The organism is Alcanivorax sp. DSM 26293 (genome assembly GCF_900107995.1).
Classification (GTDB): Bacteria; Pseudomonadota; Gammaproteobacteria; order Pseudomonadales; family Alcanivoracaceae; genus Alcanivorax.
On record NZ_FNUM01000008.1, the window covers coordinates 198,995 to 215,457 of the forward strand.

The following is a 16,463-nucleotide window of genomic DNA, read 5'->3' on the forward strand; positions in this document are numbered from 1 at the left end:
GTCGCAGGGCATCCCGTTGACCTTTCGTCTTGAAAACGCACGGCTTGGCCATCCCGGCCAGGTCGTGTTTACGTCCCTGTCGCTGACCATTGCCGACGGCGAGAAGGTGGCACTGCTGGGCCCTTCCGGTGCCGGCAAATCCACCCTGCTGGCCGCCCTGCGTCAACAGCAGGAAGTCCGCTGTGCCTGGTGCCCCCAGACCGGCGACCTGGTGCCCATGCTGAGCGTCTTCCACAACCTCTACATGGGCGCCCTGCCCCGCAACCGGACGTTGACCAACCTACGTAACCTGATCTGGCCCAGTGCCGGGGAAAAGGCCAGCGTGGGCGAACTGGCCCGGGAACTGGGACTGCAGGACAAGCTCTTTACCAGCGTGGACCAGCTATCCGGCGGGCAGGCGCAACGGGTAGCGCTGGGGCGGGCACTCTATACGCAGCGCCCGGTGTTGCTGGCCGACGAACCGGTCTCCAGCCTGGACGAACATCAGGGGCTGGATCTGCTGCAGCGGGCCCTGGCCCGGCACCCGACCGCCGTGGTCGCCCTGCATGACCGCGAGCTGGCTCTGCAATGCTGCGACCGCATCATCGGTCTGGGCGAAGGCAAGATTCTGCTCGACGCCCCGGCCAGCACGCTGAGCCTGAGTGATCTGGACACGCTCTACCAATGAGCCCCAGCTCCCGGCAGCCCGTCAACACCACCGCCGCCCGCTGGCGCCGCGCCAGCTTGTGGCTCGCAGTGGCCGGGTTGATCGCCCTGACGATTGCCGATCTGGAGATCACCCGCTCCTCCCCGGGCAGTGAACTGCTGCGCATGGGCCAGGGCTTTCTGGCGCCGGATTTTTTTTCCACCGATAACCTCTGGCGCGCACTGGCCAACACTCTGGCCTTCGCCTGGCAAGGTACTGCCCTGGCGGCCCTGTTCGGCTTTCTTATGGCCATGGCCTGGCACCACCGTTGGGTGCGGGGCCTGGCGGCCAGCATCCGCGCGGTCCACGAACTGTTCTGGGGATTACTGCTGTTGCAGGTAGCCGGTCTGAGTACGGTCACCGGGGTGCTGGCCATCGCCATTCCCTACGCGGGCATCTTCGCCAAGGTCTTCGGCGAATTTCTGGAAGAAGCAGACCCAAGCCCTGCCAATGCCCTGCCCCTCAGCGGACAGCGCCTGAGCGTATTCTTCTATGCCCGCCTGCCGCTGGTCTGGCAGGCCTGCAAGGCTTACGGCGGCTACCGGCTGGAGTGCGCCATCCGCGCATCCGCCATTCTCGGTTTTATCGGTTTGCCCACCCTGGGCTTCCACCTGGAAACCGCCTTCCGTGAGGGCAACTACGACCAGGGCGCCGCCCTGTTGTACCTGTTCTTTGCCATCATCTTTACCCTGCGCTGGTGGCTGCGCCCGGCCCTGATCCCGGTTTACCTGCTCGCCGCCATCGCCTGGGCACCACCGCTGTTCACCGGCCGGCTCGACACCCTGGTGCGCTTCGTCACGGTGGACCTGGTGCCAGTGCCGCTGCGCCAGGGGGGTGGACTCACGGAACTGTGGCACTGGTTTGCCATGCTCTGGCAACAACAGCTGTGGCCGGGGCTGTGGCAGACTCTGGTGCTGGGTCTCGGCGCCCTGTTGCTCACGGGTCTGCTTTCGCTGCTGTTGTTCCCGCTGATTTCGCCGTTATTCGGCAACCGGGCCAGTCGCACCGCCGGCCATGGTCTGCTGGTGGTCATGCGCACCACCCCGGAATTCTTTCTCGCGTTCTTTTTCCTGATTCTGCTTGGCCCGTCCATGCTGCCCGGCATCCTGGCCCTGGCCCTGCACACCGGCGCCATCGTCGCCCACCTCACTGGCCGCTTCAGCGAGAGCCTGACGCTCCGTGCGGACGCCCCCACCGGCATCAACCGCTACGCCTGGGAGGTACTGCCCCGGGTCACCCCCAACCTGCTGGCCTTCCTGCTCTACCGCTGGGAAGTGATCATGCGGGAAACGGCGGTGCTGGGCATTCTTGGCATCCATACCCTGGGTTTCTATATTGATTCCAGCGTGGCGGAATTCCGCTTCGACCGGACCCTGCTGTTGATCCTGGCCACGGTCATGCTCAATCTGGCGGTCGATGCATTGTCGCGGGGGTTGCGAAAGCGGCTACGATTGAAGCCTGGGTTGGGTCTTTGAAACCGACCAAACGCACCCGTTATTTTCAAGGCAGCTTATGAAACTCTACCAAGTTGATGCCTTCACCTCGTCCCTGTTTGCCGGCAACCCGGCGGCGGTGGTGCCGCTGGAACGCTGGCCGGACGATGCCCTGCTGCAGAACATCGCCATGGAGAACAACCTGTCGGAGACCGCCTTTCTGGTCCCCGACGAGACCGGCTATTCACTGCGCTGGTTTACGCCCCGTGTGGAAGTGGACCTGTGCGGCCATGCCACCCTGGCCGCCGCCTGGGTGGTATTCAATGCGCTGGGGTTTCCCGGTGAACGGATTCGTTTCAATACCGCATCCGGGGCGCTTTATGTGCATCGTAGCGGTCAGACCCTGAGTCTGGATTTTCCTGCCCGGCCCGGGCTCCCGGTCAGCCATCGTGCCCCCTTCGAGCAGGCACTGGGCATGCCGCTCAAGGACGTGCTGCAAGCCCGTGACACCCTGGTGGTGCTGGACAGCGCCGATCAGGTTCGCCACTTTCAGCCGGATTTCACCGCCATCGGCAAGCTGGATACCTTTGCGATCATGATCACCGCCCCCGGCGATGACTGCGATTTTGTCAGCCGTTTTTTTGCGCCGGCCAAGGGCGTGCCGGAAGATCCCGTCACCGGTTCCGCCCACTGCACTCTGGTGCCTTACTGGGCCGAGCGACTGGACAAATCCACCCTGCATGCCCGCCAGCTTTCCGCCCGCGGTGGTGAGTTGTTCTGCTCCCTGAAAGGAGATCGGGTTACCCTTAGTGGCCAGGCACGCTGCTTTCTAAAAGGCGACATTCTGCTGTGATGACTCCCTCGGCTAACCACGACCTGGTATTGATTGGCGGCGGCCACAGCCATGCCCTGGCCCTGCGCATGCTGGCCATGAAACCGCTCCCCGGTGTGCGAATCACCCTGGTCTCGCCGGACGCCCTCAGTGCCTACTCTGGCATGTTGCCCGGTCTGATCGCCGGCCACTACCGCCTCACGGATACCCATTTGGACCTGTACCGGCTGTGTATCGCCACCGGCACCCGCTTTATCCGCGCCGCGGTGACAAGGATCTGCAGCGCCGAACGTCGCCTCACGCTGGAGGATGGCAGCACCCTGGAATACGACTGGCTGAGCCTGGATGTGGGCGCCACTCCGGACCTGCAGCCGGTAGGCGGTGGCCACCCGGATATCGTGCCGGTGAAACCGGTGGCCAGCTTCCATCAGCGATGGCAACAGTGGCGCGACAAGGACAGTCCACTGGCGGTGGTGGGCGCCGGGGCCGGGGGAACCGAAATGGTCCTGGCCATTGCCGAGCATCAACGCCGAGAAGGCCTCAGCGCGCCCCTCTCACTGATCAGCGGCGGCATCCTGCTACCCGGCTACCCGGAGCCGGTGCGGCGACGCATGCGCAGCTATCTGGATGACTACGGCATCCGGGTGCGCGAACACACCCGGGTAGAAAAACACCATGACCGCCTCTACGCCAACGATGCCCCGCTGGACGCCTCCCGGGTGCTCTGGTGCACCGGCGTACGTGGCACCCCGGTTATCGCCAACAGCGATCTGGAGTGTGACGATCAGGGCTTTGTGCGCGTAGACGCCACGCTGCAAAGCCGGAGCGATTCGCGCGTATTTGCCGCCGGGGATTGCGCGGCTTTTCCCGACAGCCTGCCCAAGGCCGGCGTCTATGCGGTCCGCCAGGCCAAGGTATTGGCCCATAACCTGAGCGCGGCCATCGCCGGGCAACCCTTGCAACATTACCGGCCGCAAAAACACTTTCTTTCGCTGCTCTCCGCCGGCGGCAAACAGGCGGTGGCCAGCCGTGGTGGTGCCCTGTTTGCATCCGGGGGCTGGGTATGGCGCTGGAAAGACCGGATCGACCGGGCCTTCATTGACAAGTTCGACCGTCAGCTGCCCGCCATGGCACCCGCCTCCGCAGACCCGGATACACGGCACTGTGCCGGCTGTGGCGCCAAGGTCGGCAGCGACGCCTTGCAGGATGCCTTGCGGGATTTGCAGCCACATGTCCGTGACGACATCGAGGCCGGTGTGGATACCGCCGATGATGCGGCGATCATTCAATGGGCTGATAACAAACGTCTGGTACAGAGTCTGGATTTCTTTCCGGCCTTTATCGACGAGCCGTTCCTGTTTGGCCGGGTGGCGGCGTTACACAGCCTGAGCGATCTGTATGCCATGAACGCCACACCCCACTCTGCGCTGGCCAACGTGACCCTGCCCTGGCACCACCCGAAACTACAGGGACGGGATTTGCAACGCCTGATGGCCGGTGCGGTGCAAGAACTGAACGCCGCCGGCTGCACCCTGGTGGGCGGCCACACCATCGAAGGGCCGCAAATGGCTGCGGGCTTTACGGTGAATGGTCTGGGGGACCCGCAACAACTCTGGCACAAGGGCGGCGCTCGGCCCGGAGATCGCCTGTTGCTGACCAAGCCCCTGGGTAGCGGGGTGCACCTGGCCGCCATGATGCAGACAGGCAAACTGCACGGCCCCTGGCTGGATGCCACCCTGACGCATCTTCTGGTCAGCAACCGCCTCGCCCAACAAGCCATGCAGGACCTGCCCGTGCATGCCTGCACCGATATCACCGGCTTCGGCCTGCTCGGGCATCTCCATGAAATTTGTCAGCAAAGCGATGTGGCCATGGTGATTGATACCGATAAGGTGTCTCTGCTGCCCGGCACCCTGTCGCTGATCGAAAACGGCGTGACAAGCACCCTCAACGACGCCAACCGGCAAGTGCTGATGCATTGCCATGCGCAGCATATTGCAGACGCAATGCTCACCGCTCTGTGCGACCCGCAAACCGCCGGCGGCCTGCTTTTCAGCATTCCCGAAACCGACCTGGAGCACGCTCCGGCGCGTTTTCGTGAAGCCCGCGTCAAGGTGATGGAAATTGGTAAAGTCCTTGTAAAAAATGATGCGTTTTCGGCAGCTATCCTGCTTCGTTAGCGTCAGACTGTTACGGTAAATAAGTGATGGCAGTTCATTGCAGGCGCCCTCGACCCAGTATTCCTGCACTGAGCTTGCCCCTCAAACTGGCTGAATGGAGAGTGATCATGACCAAGCGTATTACCGGTATTCTGAGTGCAGCACTATTACTGTTCATGCAGGTGCTGATCGTCCCCGCCGCCCAGGCCGCCATGATCGGTAACGACACGGTCATTCAACAACAGGACCGCGCGGCCATGAAAGCCCAGGTAATGGAGCTGATGGATCATCAGGTTGCCGCCAAGGCACTGGGTGACTACGGTGTCAGCAAGGATCAGGTCAGCCAGCGTCTCGACCGTCTCACCGATCAGGAACTGCAGCAGCTGGCCCAGAAAGCGGAAGAGTTGCCCGCGGGTCAGGGCGTGGTGGGAGTGATCCTCGCCATCATCCTGATTCTGATTCTGCTCGATCTGCTGGGCGCCACTAACGTGTTTCCGGCCATTAATCCCATCAACTGATCCATGACTGTCCGCTTCGGCGAGGAGCCTGTGGCTCCTCGCCCTCCTCGCCCCGCCCTTGCTAACCCTGCCAGCCTGACTGGCCTCTTCAGTCTGCTGGTTCTGTTTTTACTGAGTGGATGCCAAAGTTTTCCACCTCCCGAGAGTGCCCAGGTAGACACGGAGCAGGAGCTGGTGGTGCCCTTCGTTCCCCAGGAAAAATACCAATGCGGTCCCGCGGCTCTGGCCATGATGCTGCAATGGGCCGGCAAGCCGGTAACGGCAGACAGTCTGGTGGACGAAGTGTGGCTCCCGGAGCGGGAAGGCAGCCTGGGGATCGAATTGCGTGCCGCCGCGCGCAGTCGCGGCCTGATGGCGTACCCGGTAGAAAACAGCCAGGCGCTGTTTACGGAACTGCAGGCAGGCCGCCCGGTACTGGTGCTACAGAACCTGGCGCTGCGCCGCTGGCCCCAGTGGCATTTCGCCGTGGTCACCGGCTATCGGGACCAGGGCAACACCATGGTGTTGCACAGTGGCACCGATGCCGGCAAGACCACCCACTGGAACCGCTTTATCCGGACCTGGGCCCGCGCGGATCAGTGGGGCTTTACCCTGGTTGAGCCCGGTCAGCTGCCTGCCAGTGCGGAACCGGACACCCTGTTCCGGGCCATTTCCGCCCTGCCCGATGGCGATGCCTTCTGGCCCGCCGCCGTCGCGGCATTCCCGGACAGCGGCAAACTCTGGTTCGGACACGGCAACAGCCTGTGGAAACAGGGACAGCAGCACAAGGCGTTGGATGCCTTTCACAACGCCACCGAGAAAGCGCCGGACTTTGCCGCCGCCTGGAACAATCGCGCCTACGCGGAACAGGCCCTGGGCAATAAAAAAAGCGCCAACGACAGCATCTGCCGCGCCCATGCATTGGCGCCCGGGGATCAGACCATCCGCGACAGTGTGGCTGAGCTAACCGGTCAGTCCTGTTCTTCTTCTGCGGACGCCCCGTCGGCGGAAGGCTGTTGCGCCGCTAACTGATTACGCTGCTCGCGCAGTTTTGCCAGCTTGGCCTCCCCTTCTGCCAGTTGCGCCTCGCTGATGCCTTCGGCGCGGCCTTTGGCAATCATCGCTTCCAGTTTCGGGATACGCTGATCAACGGCTCTGGCGAACGAGGCATACACGTTCTGTTTCTGGCGCTGCTCGTACTGTTGATACAGCGCCGGATCGGCCAGCTCGGCCGCACTGGGCGGCTCACGCAAATCCGTAGGCGGGGCCAGCGGCGGTGTACGCGGATCGCCATGGCGCATGCTTTCACGCAAGGCCTTCACCGCTTGTGGCGAAGGCATCGGCCCGGCAGCGGCGTGGTCAAGCCGGGAGGCCCGGGATGGCCGCTGCCGTTCCGCCACGGTGTCAATCATGGGCAACGCCGTGGCCGCTTTTTCCTGCCCTTTCTGCACCGGGACCTCCACCGCCGTGCTGTCATTGGTCACCTCCGGTAGCGGCGCCGGTGCTGTGTTCGGTAACCACCTGGCCATCACCAGGGCCACCGCGCCCAGCAACAGGGCGATGAGCAGCGCTTTCATCACAGCACCGCCGGATTGATTCGCAGTGATGCCTGCTCGGTGACTTCCGCCAGCAGGCTCTGGAAGCGTTGTTGCAACAGTTCCTGAGCCACCGCCCGACCCGCACGGTAGCGCACTGATTCGCTATCCAGGCTCTGGTAGCCAGTGACTTTTTCTTCCACCAGAAACAGTTCCCAGTAGGGGGCCCCATCGGCACCAGGGCTGCGAAACGGGGGGGACACTGCGCCCTCAGGCTGCACAAACGCCAGTGCCCGGGTCCAGTGATCCTGCCGGGATTGCCGATCAATCCAGCCCAGATCGCCGCCCTGTTCCCGGTCCGGTGTCACGGAGTAATCCGCGACTGCCTGGTCAAACGACAAGCCACCCTGGATCAACGCATACACCCGATCTGCCTGCTGCTGACTACTCACTCGCAGATGGCGTGCACGCACCCGCTCCACACGGATGAATTGTTCCCTGTTCGCCGCGTAGTAATCAGCGATCTGCCCATCGCTCACCTGGGCAGCCAGCTCCCGCAGTTGCGGGTTGTCGTCATGGATGTCCTGCATCAGTCCCATGTCATGCATCAGACTCTCCCGCTGCAGGGCATCATCGATGCTGCGATCCACTGCGGCGATGGCCGCAGAGGACAGGCCGGCCTGTTGCTCAAACCAGTAAAACACGTAGGCCATGGTCAGCTGCTGTTTCACCGCTTCACGCATAAAATCCAGGTTGAGGTTATGCATCTGCACCTTTAACTGGATGTTCTGCCGGCGGTACAGATCCCACAGGGTCAGGATCTGTTCCGGCTGGTCGTCAGCAAAGCGATAGCGGGCCAGCACATAGTTGCTGGCCGCTTGCTGCTGATCGTCAGTCATGGTGCTGTAAAGCGCCTGCTCCAGGGTCAGCATGGGCGCCAGCGCCTCACGGGAGAGAGCCAGCGGCGCGGTCAGGCTATCCAGGCTGTTGCCCATCCCATCCTCGTTAACCGCTTTGCGCAGGGCATCGGCATAGGCGGTACGAATCAGTTTGAAGCGCTGTTGTTCATGTCGGGTGACAGGGTCATAACCCACCCGCTCGGGATGGGCATGATGGTCATCCCGGGCGTTGGCCACCGCCGCCAGAAGACGGTTTTCCACCAGTCCCTTGAGCACTCGTTCCCGGCTGATCTCCGGCTCGCTGCGCCGGGCCGCTGCAACGAACACATCCAGCGTGGCGGAGGGAATCACATCACCATCCACCCGGGCAGCCACGGTATCGGGCAAGGGTCCCCACTGCTGCCAGCCTGCATAGCCGCCCACGGCGACAACTGCCAACACAATGGCCAACATCCATCGGTGCATTGCCATGGAAGTTTTCCTCTAATTTTTCTTATTGCGCGTTCATTAGCCGTAGGGTGCACTGAGCCTAAGCGAACTGCACCGATCTGGCGTTTGGATGGTGCAGTTCGCATAGGCTCAGTGCACCCTACGGAAAAACACCGGCCCGGTTACGAGCCGGTTCGCGGCATCACGGGTTTACCTGATGGGCCGCGTGGTTCAGCAGATGCACCACCATGGCGATGGCATTGGGAATCACCGTCTGCGCCACCTGCACGCGATCGGAATGGTCGGTGCTGGACAGCACGATACCGCCGTTGCCATAAGCCAAGGCGCCCCCCTCGGTGAGCAGTGGGCGGATATCCGTACCCGTGGGAGACAGCGGCGTAAAATTCTGCAGGGCCTGATCCACCAGGATGGTGTCATTCAGGTTTTCGCTGTCGTAATAATCCGCCACCCAGGATTCCCAGCCGCTATGGTTCAGGGCCGAGGTGGTCCACACATGGTGGGGCTGCAGCAGATCGGTGGTGTGCAATACAAAGCCCAGGGTCTGGGCTGTGGGCTGGCTGAGGAACTGGCTGTACCAGTACTGACCCAGGTTATCGATGGGCTGGAACGGCATTTCCTCGAAGTCATCGTACATGGACTTGCTGGAATAGCTGCCCTGGCGATAGTTGGCTTCGGTAATCCCGTAGGTGTTGTACTGCGAATCGTCCGACCACCACCAGCCACTCATTCCACCGGAACCATCATCCAGGTAATCACCATACAGCCAGGACGCGGCCAGGTTATCGATATCGCCCCAGACCGTGAGCAGGTCATAGTTATAGCCGCCCAGATCATTACCGTGCACGTCGGAACTGCGGGTGTGATTCTGGAAGTGCCAGTAGGAGGTATAGTTCACCAGTGAAGCACCGGCGTTGAATACCGGGGCGTAAACGCAATCACCGGTGACCGCGCCACACAGATAGGTGTCCTGGAAGTCATCCACATCGTAGGCACCCTGGCCAATCACCTCGGCAAACTGCTCCATGGTATAGCCTGCAGCATTGACCCAGGCCTTGAGGCGGTTGTACTCGGTATTGCCCGGGTGGTTTTTCATGTATTCCACCGCATCAATGGCAATGCGCTTGTGGGTAATCTGCTGAAACGCCTGGGCAGGCGCAGAGATAACAACGGCAGCCAGCAGGCCGCAGAGTGCGAGCTTTTTCATGGGTCCCCTCCCAATGCTTATGAAGTTTGTTGTGTTTATTGATCAAACAATAAACACACTGGCCCTGACACCCTAGGACGTAGCCGGACAAAAAATGGACATTTTCTGCCACGAGGATTCACGGGTTGCCAGCGCGGCCTTCAGCCTGCGGTGAAGAGATGACGGGAGGGTGTCATCATGAATCTGGGGTGCGTAGGGCCCGATTCAGGATACACTCGCTACCCCATGGGAGCGGTGAGACAACGGCTGCGTGGTCTGCAACGCCTTGCTAAGCTTGTTCTGAGCCCGAGAAAATCCCTCTTGGATCACATGTATTGCCCTCCCGGACCCATTACACTCGGCAACACATGGTCAACACTCTTTGATTGCCCGTCACAGCCCTTGGAGCCTTCAGGTTATGGATCGACGTCTGGCCCTTATTCTGCTCATTTTCCTGCCTGCCCTTGTCCAGGCTCAGATCGGGGGTTTTTCCCTGCCCGGCGTCGGCGATCTGGAAAAGCAGATCACCGAAAGCGCCGAAAACAGTGCTGACGGTACCAACACCGACAAGAAACTTCTCGAACGCACCCTGGAATTGCGCCGGGAAGTGGACAGCAATCAACAAACCATCAAGGATCTGGAAACCTTCGCTCGCCAGGCTGCCACACAGCGGGCCCGACTGAACGCCGAACTGGCCGAGGCTCGCCAGCAACAGGACAAGGACTGGTCCGCACAATACCAGGACCTGTCTCTGCAGGCCCTGGTGGAAAAACTGACCAGCCGGCTGGATGCACTGGAAAAAAACCAGAGTCGGCTGGCGGAAGTGAACAGTGAACTGACCCGGACCCAGACCCTGCCCGAGCAGGCCCAGAATGTGATCAGCAAAGCCATGGAGCGTATGGATACCATCCGCTCCCGGCTGAATGAGGGCACCGACGAGAACGGCGAGCCTCTCAGTGAAAAACAGGAGCAGGGGCTCAATATCGAGCTGCGTGCCCTGGAAACCCGCATTGAGCGCTTCAATCAGGAACTGTCCGTGGTCGACAAGAAACAGGATGTCGCCCGTCTGGAACAGCAGCTGTTGCGTACCGAGCAAGCCACCCTGGAAGCCCAACTGGATGCCGTACAGCCCCTGATCCAGCAACGCCGCATCAATCAGCTGCAGGACATGGCCAATGCGCCGGAATCGTCCCTGCCGGAAAGCGTACTGGACAACAAGCGCATCAAGGCTGCCATCGCCGAAAACCAGGCCCTGCGCGAACAGCTTGCCACCACCAGCCAGGCGGTGAACGGCCTGCTACGTGGCGCCATCGACACCAAAACCCAGCTCGACAAGGCCCGCGCCCTGTCCAGCACCGTCAACGACCAGATCCGCCTGCTGGACGGTAGCCTGCTGTTGTCACGGGTGTTGTACCAGCAACAGAAGCGTCTGCCACAAAGTCAGCCGGACATGGACCTGCAGAAAAATATTTCGGATGCCCGTCTGGAGCAATTCGAACTGGAGCAGAAGATCCAGTCCCTGGATAACTCCCCCTTGCCGGAACAGGAAAAACTCAAGGGCGAACTTACCGCGGATATGGAGCGCGCCTTTTCCATCCTCCATCGGGAACGTCGGGAACTGTACGACCAGCTCAACCAGGAACTGGGCCGCCAACTGGCCATCCTCACTCGGACCCAGTTGAATCAGGAGCAGCTGAACAAGGTGTCCCGCAGCCTGCACAAGATCATCTCCGAGCAAACCTTCTGGATGCCCAGCACCCAGCCGGTCAGCCTGGAGTGGCTGGGCAAATTGCCCGGCCACATTACCCAGCAACTGCAGGACATGCCCTGGAAAGATCTCTGGCAAGGCAGCCGGGAGCTGGTGACCGGGAAGTGGGGCTGGCTGATTCTGGCCCTGATCCCCGCGGTGACCCTGATACTGCTGCGACCGCGACTGAAAAAGCGTATCGACACCATGAACCAGGATGTGGGTTTCCTGCGCCGGGACAGCCAGCTGCATACGCCGTTAAGCCTGCTCTATACCGTGCTGATATCTTCGCCGGCGCCTATCGCTTTGGGGATTATCGCCGCTGGCCTGTGGCGCCAGCCCAGCACCATCACCAGTGTACTGGGCGCCGCCTTTGCCCAGCTTGCCTTGCTCTGGCTGGTATTCGAAATGCTCTACCGGCTGCTGAAAAGTGGCGGTATCGCCCAGCGTCATTTCCGCTGGGACAACGAGCATAATCAGCATATGCGCCGCCGCCTGGCCCTGACCGGCCTGGCCATTATTCCCATGACTTTCATCATCGCCTTTGGCGACCAATGGCCCGCCCAGCTCAGCAACGATCGCCTGGGACTGGTCATCATGGTAGCCAGCCTGATCGTGGTGATGATCAGCTTGCCCTCAGTGGCACAGAGTTACCCGGGCCGGCATTACAGCCGTACCATGAAGGGCCTGTCCACCGGACTCTGCGCCGCCGCGCCCCTGATCCTCACGGTGCTGATCGGCATCGGCTATTACTACACCTCGGTTCGCCTGGCCGGGCACATGATCTACAGCCTCTACCTGGTGGTTCTGTGGATTCTGCTGGATGCCGTCGCCGTGCGGGGGCTCGCCGTTGCCGCCCAGCGACTGGCCTACCGCCGTGCGGTGACCCAGCGGGAAGCCGACCAGAAGGGCTCGGACACCTCCTCAGCTGCCTCGGAAGCAGTGGAAGTCGAAGAACCGCAGCTGGACCTGAAACAGGTGAACCAGCAGTCCCTGCGCCTGATCCGCCTAGCACTGATTGCCGGTATCGCAGTGCTGGTTTACTGGGTATGGGCCGATGTCTTCCATGCCTTCTCCTACACCGAAAACATCGTGCTCTGGGAAACCGCCGATGCCGCCGGCCAGGCCGGCAGCACCTCGCCCATCAGTCTGGGCGATGTGATGACCGCCTTGATCATTGGTGCGGTCACCTTCCTGCTGGCCAGCAACCTGCCCGGCCTGCTGGAAGTACTGGTGCTGTCACGGATGGACCTGCGCCAGGGCACCAGCTACGCCACCACGACCCTGCTCTCCTACGTAATCGTGGGCGGCGGCATCATCATCACGTTCGGCGCCCTGGGCCTGAGCTGGGACAAGATGCAGTGGCTTGTGGCAGCCCTGGGCGTGGGCCTCGGCTTTGGTCTGCAGGAAATCTTTGCCAACTTTATCTCCGGCATCATCCTGCTGTTCGAACGCCCTATTCGTATTGGCGATGTGATCACCATCAACAACCTGGACGGCACCGTCAGTCGCATCCGCATCCGCGCCACCACCCTGATTGACTTCGACCGCAAGGAAATCCTGGTGCCCAACAAGGTGTTCGTCACCGAGCGACTGATCAACTGGTCCCTGTCCGACACCGTCACCCGCATCATCATCAAGGTGGGCTTCGCCTATGGCTCCGACCTGCAGAAATGCCGCGACGTTCTCATGCAGGCCGCCCGGGAAAACAAACGGGTGCTACGGGATCCGGAACCGGTGGTGTTCTTCCTCAGCTTCGGCGCCAGCACCCTGGACCACGAACTGCGCGTCCACGTGAATGACATCGGCGACCGCCTGGCCGCCACCGACGAACTCAACCGCCATATCGATGCCTTGTGCAAGGAACACGACATTGAAATCGCCTTCAGCCAGCTGGATATCCATATCCGCAATGGTGATGGCGACAAGCTGTGTATTGAGGGGGAAAAGAAGGAAAAGTCTGTACAGCAAGACGATAAGGGCCAGGCACCCAAAGCCAACGACGGCGAGCATAACGAAAGTAACGACCCTCGCTAAACCCATAGGGCGGAAATACCCAACCGGATATTTCCGCCCTATGGCGCCCCTCCAGCAGTTACGAGAACGAAATAATTACTTCCAGCCCTGCCGCCAGCTCGACGCCTCCCTGAGCTGTTTCCAATCAATAGCCTCTGAACGGTTTGAAATCACCGCCTCTATCAGGCAATGAATAACCTCACCCGCTTCATCGAATTCGACCTCAGTCACCAGAAAATGCTTTTCTTTCTTTACTGGCTTGACCGCAGTCCACTTGCTGTGAAGCAACTTTTTGGGGTTGATTTTATTCATTGGCACTCTTCAATTGACATCAACGCTCAAAGCAGCGGCGCATTTATGCGTCCGCCTGTCTTTTCTTGTTAAACGGGTCGGCACCGTATCGGTTAAGGCCAGAAGTCCCAGGAAGAAAACCGCACTCAACTAAAACCCAGAGATTTCCAAATGGGATAAGGTTGATCAAGCACCACCAACCTGACTTATCTCGATCGTGCCAGCGCTTAATTTGGACCATAATCGCTGGATAGGCAGCGACAAGATATGCAATCCAGAAATAACTAAAGCGAGACTCTAGTTCTAGGCCGGCCAGGTCCGCAGCTATAAATGGCGCGGCGATGCATAACTGCCATATCCAAAAGGTCATTCGCCCAACTCGCCCTTTAGGGCTGGTTAAGATGCTCTTTATATCCATACGTCCAGCTTTACTCCGTTTAACGCCAAAATAAGCCGCCGGTTGGAGCGCAAGCGCAAACCGGTCGGCTTGATTTACTGGCTAAATGATCGCTCGATCACTTCCCCATTACCCTCATCGAACTCCCAGATTTCAACGTCCCCTGGTATCAAGTGACGATAAGTTCGAATGTAGTATTCAGCCAATGTTTCTTGCCGCCTTTCGCTCATGTCTCTGAGGACGAAAAGAATTTTTCGGAACCCTGGTGGAGCGACGAGAAAATAGTACATCGCTTCATTCCAGACAGTAAGCTTGGCACTTGGAACGTTATCATTCGGGGCCGTCCATTTATGCGATTTACACTCGACGAGGATCTTTTTTTCTTCGGAACCTAAATCGAAAGCATGCAGTTTAGAGGTGCCATTTAGGCCGACAGGAACCTTAAAGTTCCTTTCTAGATCCAGTCCAAATCTCGCAAACACCTTGAGCGCGCCATTTTCAAAATCTCTGCCCACGTGAGCATTTGAGACTGAGCCAACTCTCTGGTGCGGCTTACTCATGGATTCCTTTTTCATTTAACGCCTAGATCACGCGCTTGTCGCCGTGCATCTTCTTGTTATGTGCCCTCACCTTTCGGGATATAGACACCACGAGCCAAAGCGTAGCCGTCACATTTAAGGCAAAGCCTAATGCCACAACAATGGCTGTTACCAAATATCGGATGGGTTCACCTAAGGCAGCCTCCATCTCTGGCTGAAACGAATAAGCCAGAGTCGACCAAGGTTGAGCCATGAGCATCATAAGAAAGCCAGGAATGTTGGCATCATTGGGCCAGCGCCAACCTAATTCCCTGAAAGTATGCCACGCTGAAATATAAAGCGAGCACACAATGGCACAGGCGAAGAATACGAGCCTAAGGTTTACCATTCTCTCCACACATAACAGCGTATTCAATTGCAGATGCGATATATCACTTTGCAATATATCCCCAGCCCCTTCTTTCCCTGAATCTACCCGAACCCGCCTGCCAATCAATGCCTTGACCGCGATCCAGGAACCATTCTCAACTGACTTTTCTTGCACTTGCGTGTTGAACGGGAAATTGAGTGCCGACTTTTCTTGCATCCCAAAATCTGAAAATTCACTTTATCTCAGCAACTTACCAATATCTGTAAGCCATATCCTACATATTCAACTTGCGTGCGGGTGAAAAACGGGGCGCAAGTTCGTCTGGTGCTTCGGGTACAGGCGGCACGGCAAATCACTGATCGCCTTCCCCGGCCACCTATGGCGTGTGATAGGCCCTCGCTTTGCGAGCAAAGCGCCAACGAGGGGGTTACAATCGTCGGCTGCGTCATCTTAACCAGGAGTCCTATGCGTACTTTCGTCCTCCGTGCCCGCGCCGCGTCCACCAATAGCCAAACCCTGATGGATAATGTGGGTGGCGATGCCCATAGCGAGATCCTCGCCCATAGCCTGATGAATGCGATCTTCGTGGCACAGTCGCACCGGCCGGATGTGGTGGTGCACCTGGTGCTGGAAAGCACCCAGGATTACTCCCGCACCATTACCTTTGTGGCGGCAGAAATGCGCGATATTGGTGGCTTTCATGAGCAGGCGCTGCTGGCCAAGGTGACACGGGCACTGGATGCTTCTGCCGGCATGGGCAAGGAGCAGATGAAGGCGGTGGAAAGCGGCATTACCGTGCGCACACTGAGCTTTGAGAAGCTGGTGAAGGCCCTGGCCGAGGACGGGCATCAGCTGTACATGATGGACCCCAAGGGCGAGAGTATTCGGGAGCTGGCCTTTGCGGAAAAGCCCTGCTTCCTGCTTACCGATCACATCCCCATGCCGAAGAAGAGTTTTAACAGCTTGAAGCGGCTGGGAGCGGAGAAGATCAGCCTGGGGCCAACCATGCTGTTTGCGTCCCAGTGTGTTGTGTTGATTAATAATGAGCTGGATTTGGCGGGGGTGTAGGAGGAACGGAGGCCCACGATGTATGTAGTGGTCTAATGAATCCGGACACCAACGTAGGGTGGTAAAATCACCACCTTAAGCGAGGTGTCATATGACCAGAAAACGACGATCCTTTACACCTGAATTCAAGCAGGAAGCCGCCAGCTTGGTGCTGGACCAAGGCTACACCGTTCCCCAAGCCAGCACATCGCTTGGTGTAGTCGAGAGCGCGCTGCGGCGCTGGGTTAAGCAGCTTGAGGCTGAACGCCAAGGTGTTACCCCCAAAGGCAAGGCTCTTACCCCGGAACAGCGCCGAATACAGGAGCTTGAGGCTCGGTGTGAGCGCCTGGAACGGGAGAAGAACATTCTAAAAAAGGCTACTG

At 59.6% G+C, this 16,463-nt stretch carries 16 protein-coding genes; 9 read left to right on the forward strand and 7 right to left on the reverse strand.

What is annotated here, in order from left to right; translation table 11 throughout:
- Positions 1 to 16: 16 nt before the first annotated feature.
- From C4S63_RS14635 to C4S63_RS14660, 6 genes are all read left to right on the forward strand, one after another.
- The gene (locus C4S63_RS14635) at positions 17 to 667 is read left to right on the forward strand and encodes an ATP-binding cassette domain-containing protein (protein WP_235000036.1); all 651 of its coding nucleotides are present in this window, start codon (positions 17 to 19) and stop codon (positions 665 to 667) included.
- Positions 664 to 2,160 (forward strand): ABC transporter permease, encoded by a 1,497-nt coding sequence (locus tag C4S63_RS14640; RefSeq protein WP_103918024.1) that lies wholly within the window; start codon positions 664 to 666, stop codon positions 2,158 to 2,160. Before C4S63_RS14635 ends, C4S63_RS14640 begins: the two co-directional genes overlap by 4 nt.
- A gap of 37 nt (positions 2,161 to 2,197) precedes the next feature.
- Positions 2,198 to 2,971, forward strand: coding sequence for a PhzF family phenazine biosynthesis protein (locus C4S63_RS14645; RefSeq protein ID WP_103918025.1), 774 nt, complete (start codon positions 2,198 to 2,200; stop codon positions 2,969 to 2,971).
- A complete protein-coding gene (gene selD, locus C4S63_RS14650; RefSeq protein WP_235000040.1) occupies positions 2,971 to 5,130 on the forward strand; it encodes a selenide, water dikinase SelD in 2,160 nt (719 codons plus the stop codon). Before C4S63_RS14645 ends, selD begins: the two co-directional genes overlap by 1 nt.
- A 107-nt stretch (positions 5,131 to 5,237) precedes the next feature.
- The gene (locus C4S63_RS14655; RefSeq protein ID WP_062817718.1) at positions 5,238 to 5,627 is read left to right on the forward strand and encodes a PA2779 family protein; all 390 of its coding nucleotides are present in this window, start codon (positions 5,238 to 5,240) and stop codon (positions 5,625 to 5,627) included.
- Between the two features lie 177 nt (positions 5,628 to 5,804).
- Positions 5,805 to 6,638, forward strand: coding sequence for a PA2778 family cysteine peptidase (locus C4S63_RS14660; RefSeq protein ID WP_235000037.1), 834 nt, complete (start codon positions 5,805 to 5,807; stop codon positions 6,636 to 6,638).
- On the opposite strand, the gene C4S63_RS14665 is transcribed toward C4S63_RS14660, so the two are convergent.
- The 3 genes from C4S63_RS14665 to C4S63_RS14675 form a co-directional block, all read right to left on the reverse strand.
- Positions 6,578 to 7,183, reverse strand: coding sequence for a hypothetical protein (locus tag C4S63_RS14665; RefSeq protein ID WP_103918029.1), 606 nt, complete (start codon positions 7,181 to 7,183; stop codon positions 6,578 to 6,580). The genes C4S63_RS14660 and C4S63_RS14665 overlap by 61 nt on opposite strands.
- The gene (locus C4S63_RS14670; protein WP_235000038.1) at positions 7,183 to 8,511 is read right to left on the reverse strand and encodes a peptidyl-prolyl cis-trans isomerase; all 1,329 of its coding nucleotides are present in this window, start codon (positions 8,509 to 8,511) and stop codon (positions 7,183 to 7,185) included. The genes C4S63_RS14665 and C4S63_RS14670 overlap by 1 nt, the downstream gene beginning before the upstream one ends.
- Positions 8,512 to 8,671: 160 nt before the next feature.
- Entirely contained in the window at positions 8,672 to 9,694 is a 1,023-nt protein-coding gene (locus C4S63_RS14675; RefSeq protein WP_103918031.1) for a phospholipase, read from the reverse strand.
- 397 nt (positions 9,695 to 10,091) lie between these two features.
- On the opposite strand from C4S63_RS14675, the gene mscK reads away from it, so the two are divergent.
- The gene (gene mscK, locus C4S63_RS14680) at positions 10,092 to 13,457 is read left to right on the forward strand and encodes a mechanosensitive channel MscK (RefSeq protein WP_103918032.1); all 3,366 of its coding nucleotides are present in this window, start codon (positions 10,092 to 10,094) and stop codon (positions 13,455 to 13,457) included.
- A 75-nt stretch (positions 13,458 to 13,532) separates the two neighbouring features.
- Here the strand turns inward: mscK and C4S63_RS14685 are convergent, their stop codons facing one another.
- From C4S63_RS14685 to C4S63_RS14700, 4 genes are all read right to left on the reverse strand, one after another.
- The gene (locus C4S63_RS14685) at positions 13,533 to 13,748 is read right to left on the reverse strand and encodes a TIGR02450 family Trp-rich protein (RefSeq protein ID WP_103918033.1); all 216 of its coding nucleotides are present in this window, start codon (positions 13,746 to 13,748) and stop codon (positions 13,533 to 13,535) included.
- A 43-nt stretch (positions 13,749 to 13,791) separates the two neighbouring features.
- Entirely contained in the window at positions 13,792 to 14,145 is a 354-nt protein-coding gene (locus C4S63_RS17665; protein WP_103918034.1) for a DUF805 domain-containing protein, read from the reverse strand.
- Positions 14,146 to 14,219: 74 nt separating this feature from the next.
- Positions 14,220 to 14,699, reverse strand: a complete 480-nt coding sequence (locus C4S63_RS14695; protein ID WP_200819549.1) for a hypothetical protein — start codon at positions 14,697 to 14,699, stop codon at positions 14,220 to 14,222.
- A 7-nt stretch (positions 14,700 to 14,706) separates the two neighbouring features.
- Complete coding sequence (locus tag C4S63_RS14700; protein ID WP_103918035.1) at positions 14,707 to 15,249, reverse strand: hypothetical protein; 543 nt, start codon at positions 15,247 to 15,249, stop codon at positions 14,707 to 14,709.
- A 249-nt stretch (positions 15,250 to 15,498) separates the two neighbouring features.
- Between C4S63_RS14700 and trmY the strand changes: the two genes are divergently transcribed.
- Both trmY and C4S63_RS14710 read left to right on the forward strand, forming a co-directional pair.
- The gene (trmY, locus tag C4S63_RS14705) at positions 15,499 to 16,101 is read left to right on the forward strand and encodes a tRNA (pseudouridine(54)-N(1))-methyltransferase TrmY (protein ID WP_103918036.1); all 603 of its coding nucleotides are present in this window, start codon (positions 15,499 to 15,501) and stop codon (positions 16,099 to 16,101) included.
- 91 nt (positions 16,102 to 16,192) lie between these two features.
- A partial coding sequence (locus C4S63_RS14710; protein ID WP_146063393.1) for a transposase occupies positions 16,193 to 16,463 on the forward strand: 271 nt, incomplete at its 3' end.

Excerpts from the sequence above, each read along its gene's own strand:
- C4S63_RS14640 (WP_103918024.1), top strand. The coding sequence starts at position 664 with ATGAGCCCCAGCTCCCGGCAGCCCGTCAACACCACCGCCGCCCGCTGG.
- C4S63_RS14645 (WP_103918025.1), top strand. The coding sequence starts at position 2,198 with ATGAAACTCTACCAAGTTGATGCCTTCACCTCGTCCCTGTTTGCCGGC.
- selD (WP_235000040.1), top strand. The coding sequence starts at position 2,971 with ATGACTCCCTCGGCTAACCACGACCTGGTATTGATTGGCGGCGGCCAC.
- C4S63_RS14655 (WP_062817718.1), top strand. The coding sequence starts at position 5,238 with ATGACCAAGCGTATTACCGGTATTCTGAGTGCAGCACTATTACTGTTC.
- C4S63_RS14665 (WP_103918029.1), bottom strand. The coding sequence starts at position 7,183 with ATGAAAGCGCTGCTCATCGCCCTGTTGCTGGGCGCGGTGGCCCTGGTG.
- C4S63_RS14670 (WP_235000038.1), bottom strand. The coding sequence starts at position 8,511 with ATGGCAATGCACCGATGGATGTTGGCCATTGTGTTGGCAGTTGTCGCC.
- C4S63_RS14675 (WP_103918031.1), bottom strand. The coding sequence starts at position 9,694 with ATGAAAAAGCTCGCACTCTGCGGCCTGCTGGCTGCCGTTGTTATCTCT.
- mscK (WP_103918032.1), top strand. The coding sequence starts at position 10,092 with ATGGATCGACGTCTGGCCCTTATTCTGCTCATTTTCCTGCCTGCCCTT.
- C4S63_RS14685 (WP_103918033.1), bottom strand. The coding sequence starts at position 13,748 with ATGAATAAAATCAACCCCAAAAAGTTGCTTCACAGCAAGTGGACTGCG.
- C4S63_RS17665 (WP_103918034.1), bottom strand. The coding sequence starts at position 14,145 with ATGGATATAAAGAGCATCTTAACCAGCCCTAAAGGGCGAGTTGGGCGA.
- C4S63_RS14695 (WP_200819549.1), bottom strand. The coding sequence starts at position 14,699 with ATGAAAAAGGAATCCATGAGTAAGCCGCACCAGAGAGTTGGCTCAGTC.
- C4S63_RS14700 (WP_103918035.1), bottom strand. The coding sequence starts at position 15,249 with ATGCAAGAAAAGTCGGCACTCAATTTCCCGTTCAACACGCAAGTGCAA.
- trmY (WP_103918036.1), top strand. The coding sequence starts at position 15,499 with ATGCGTACTTTCGTCCTCCGTGCCCGCGCCGCGTCCACCAATAGCCAA.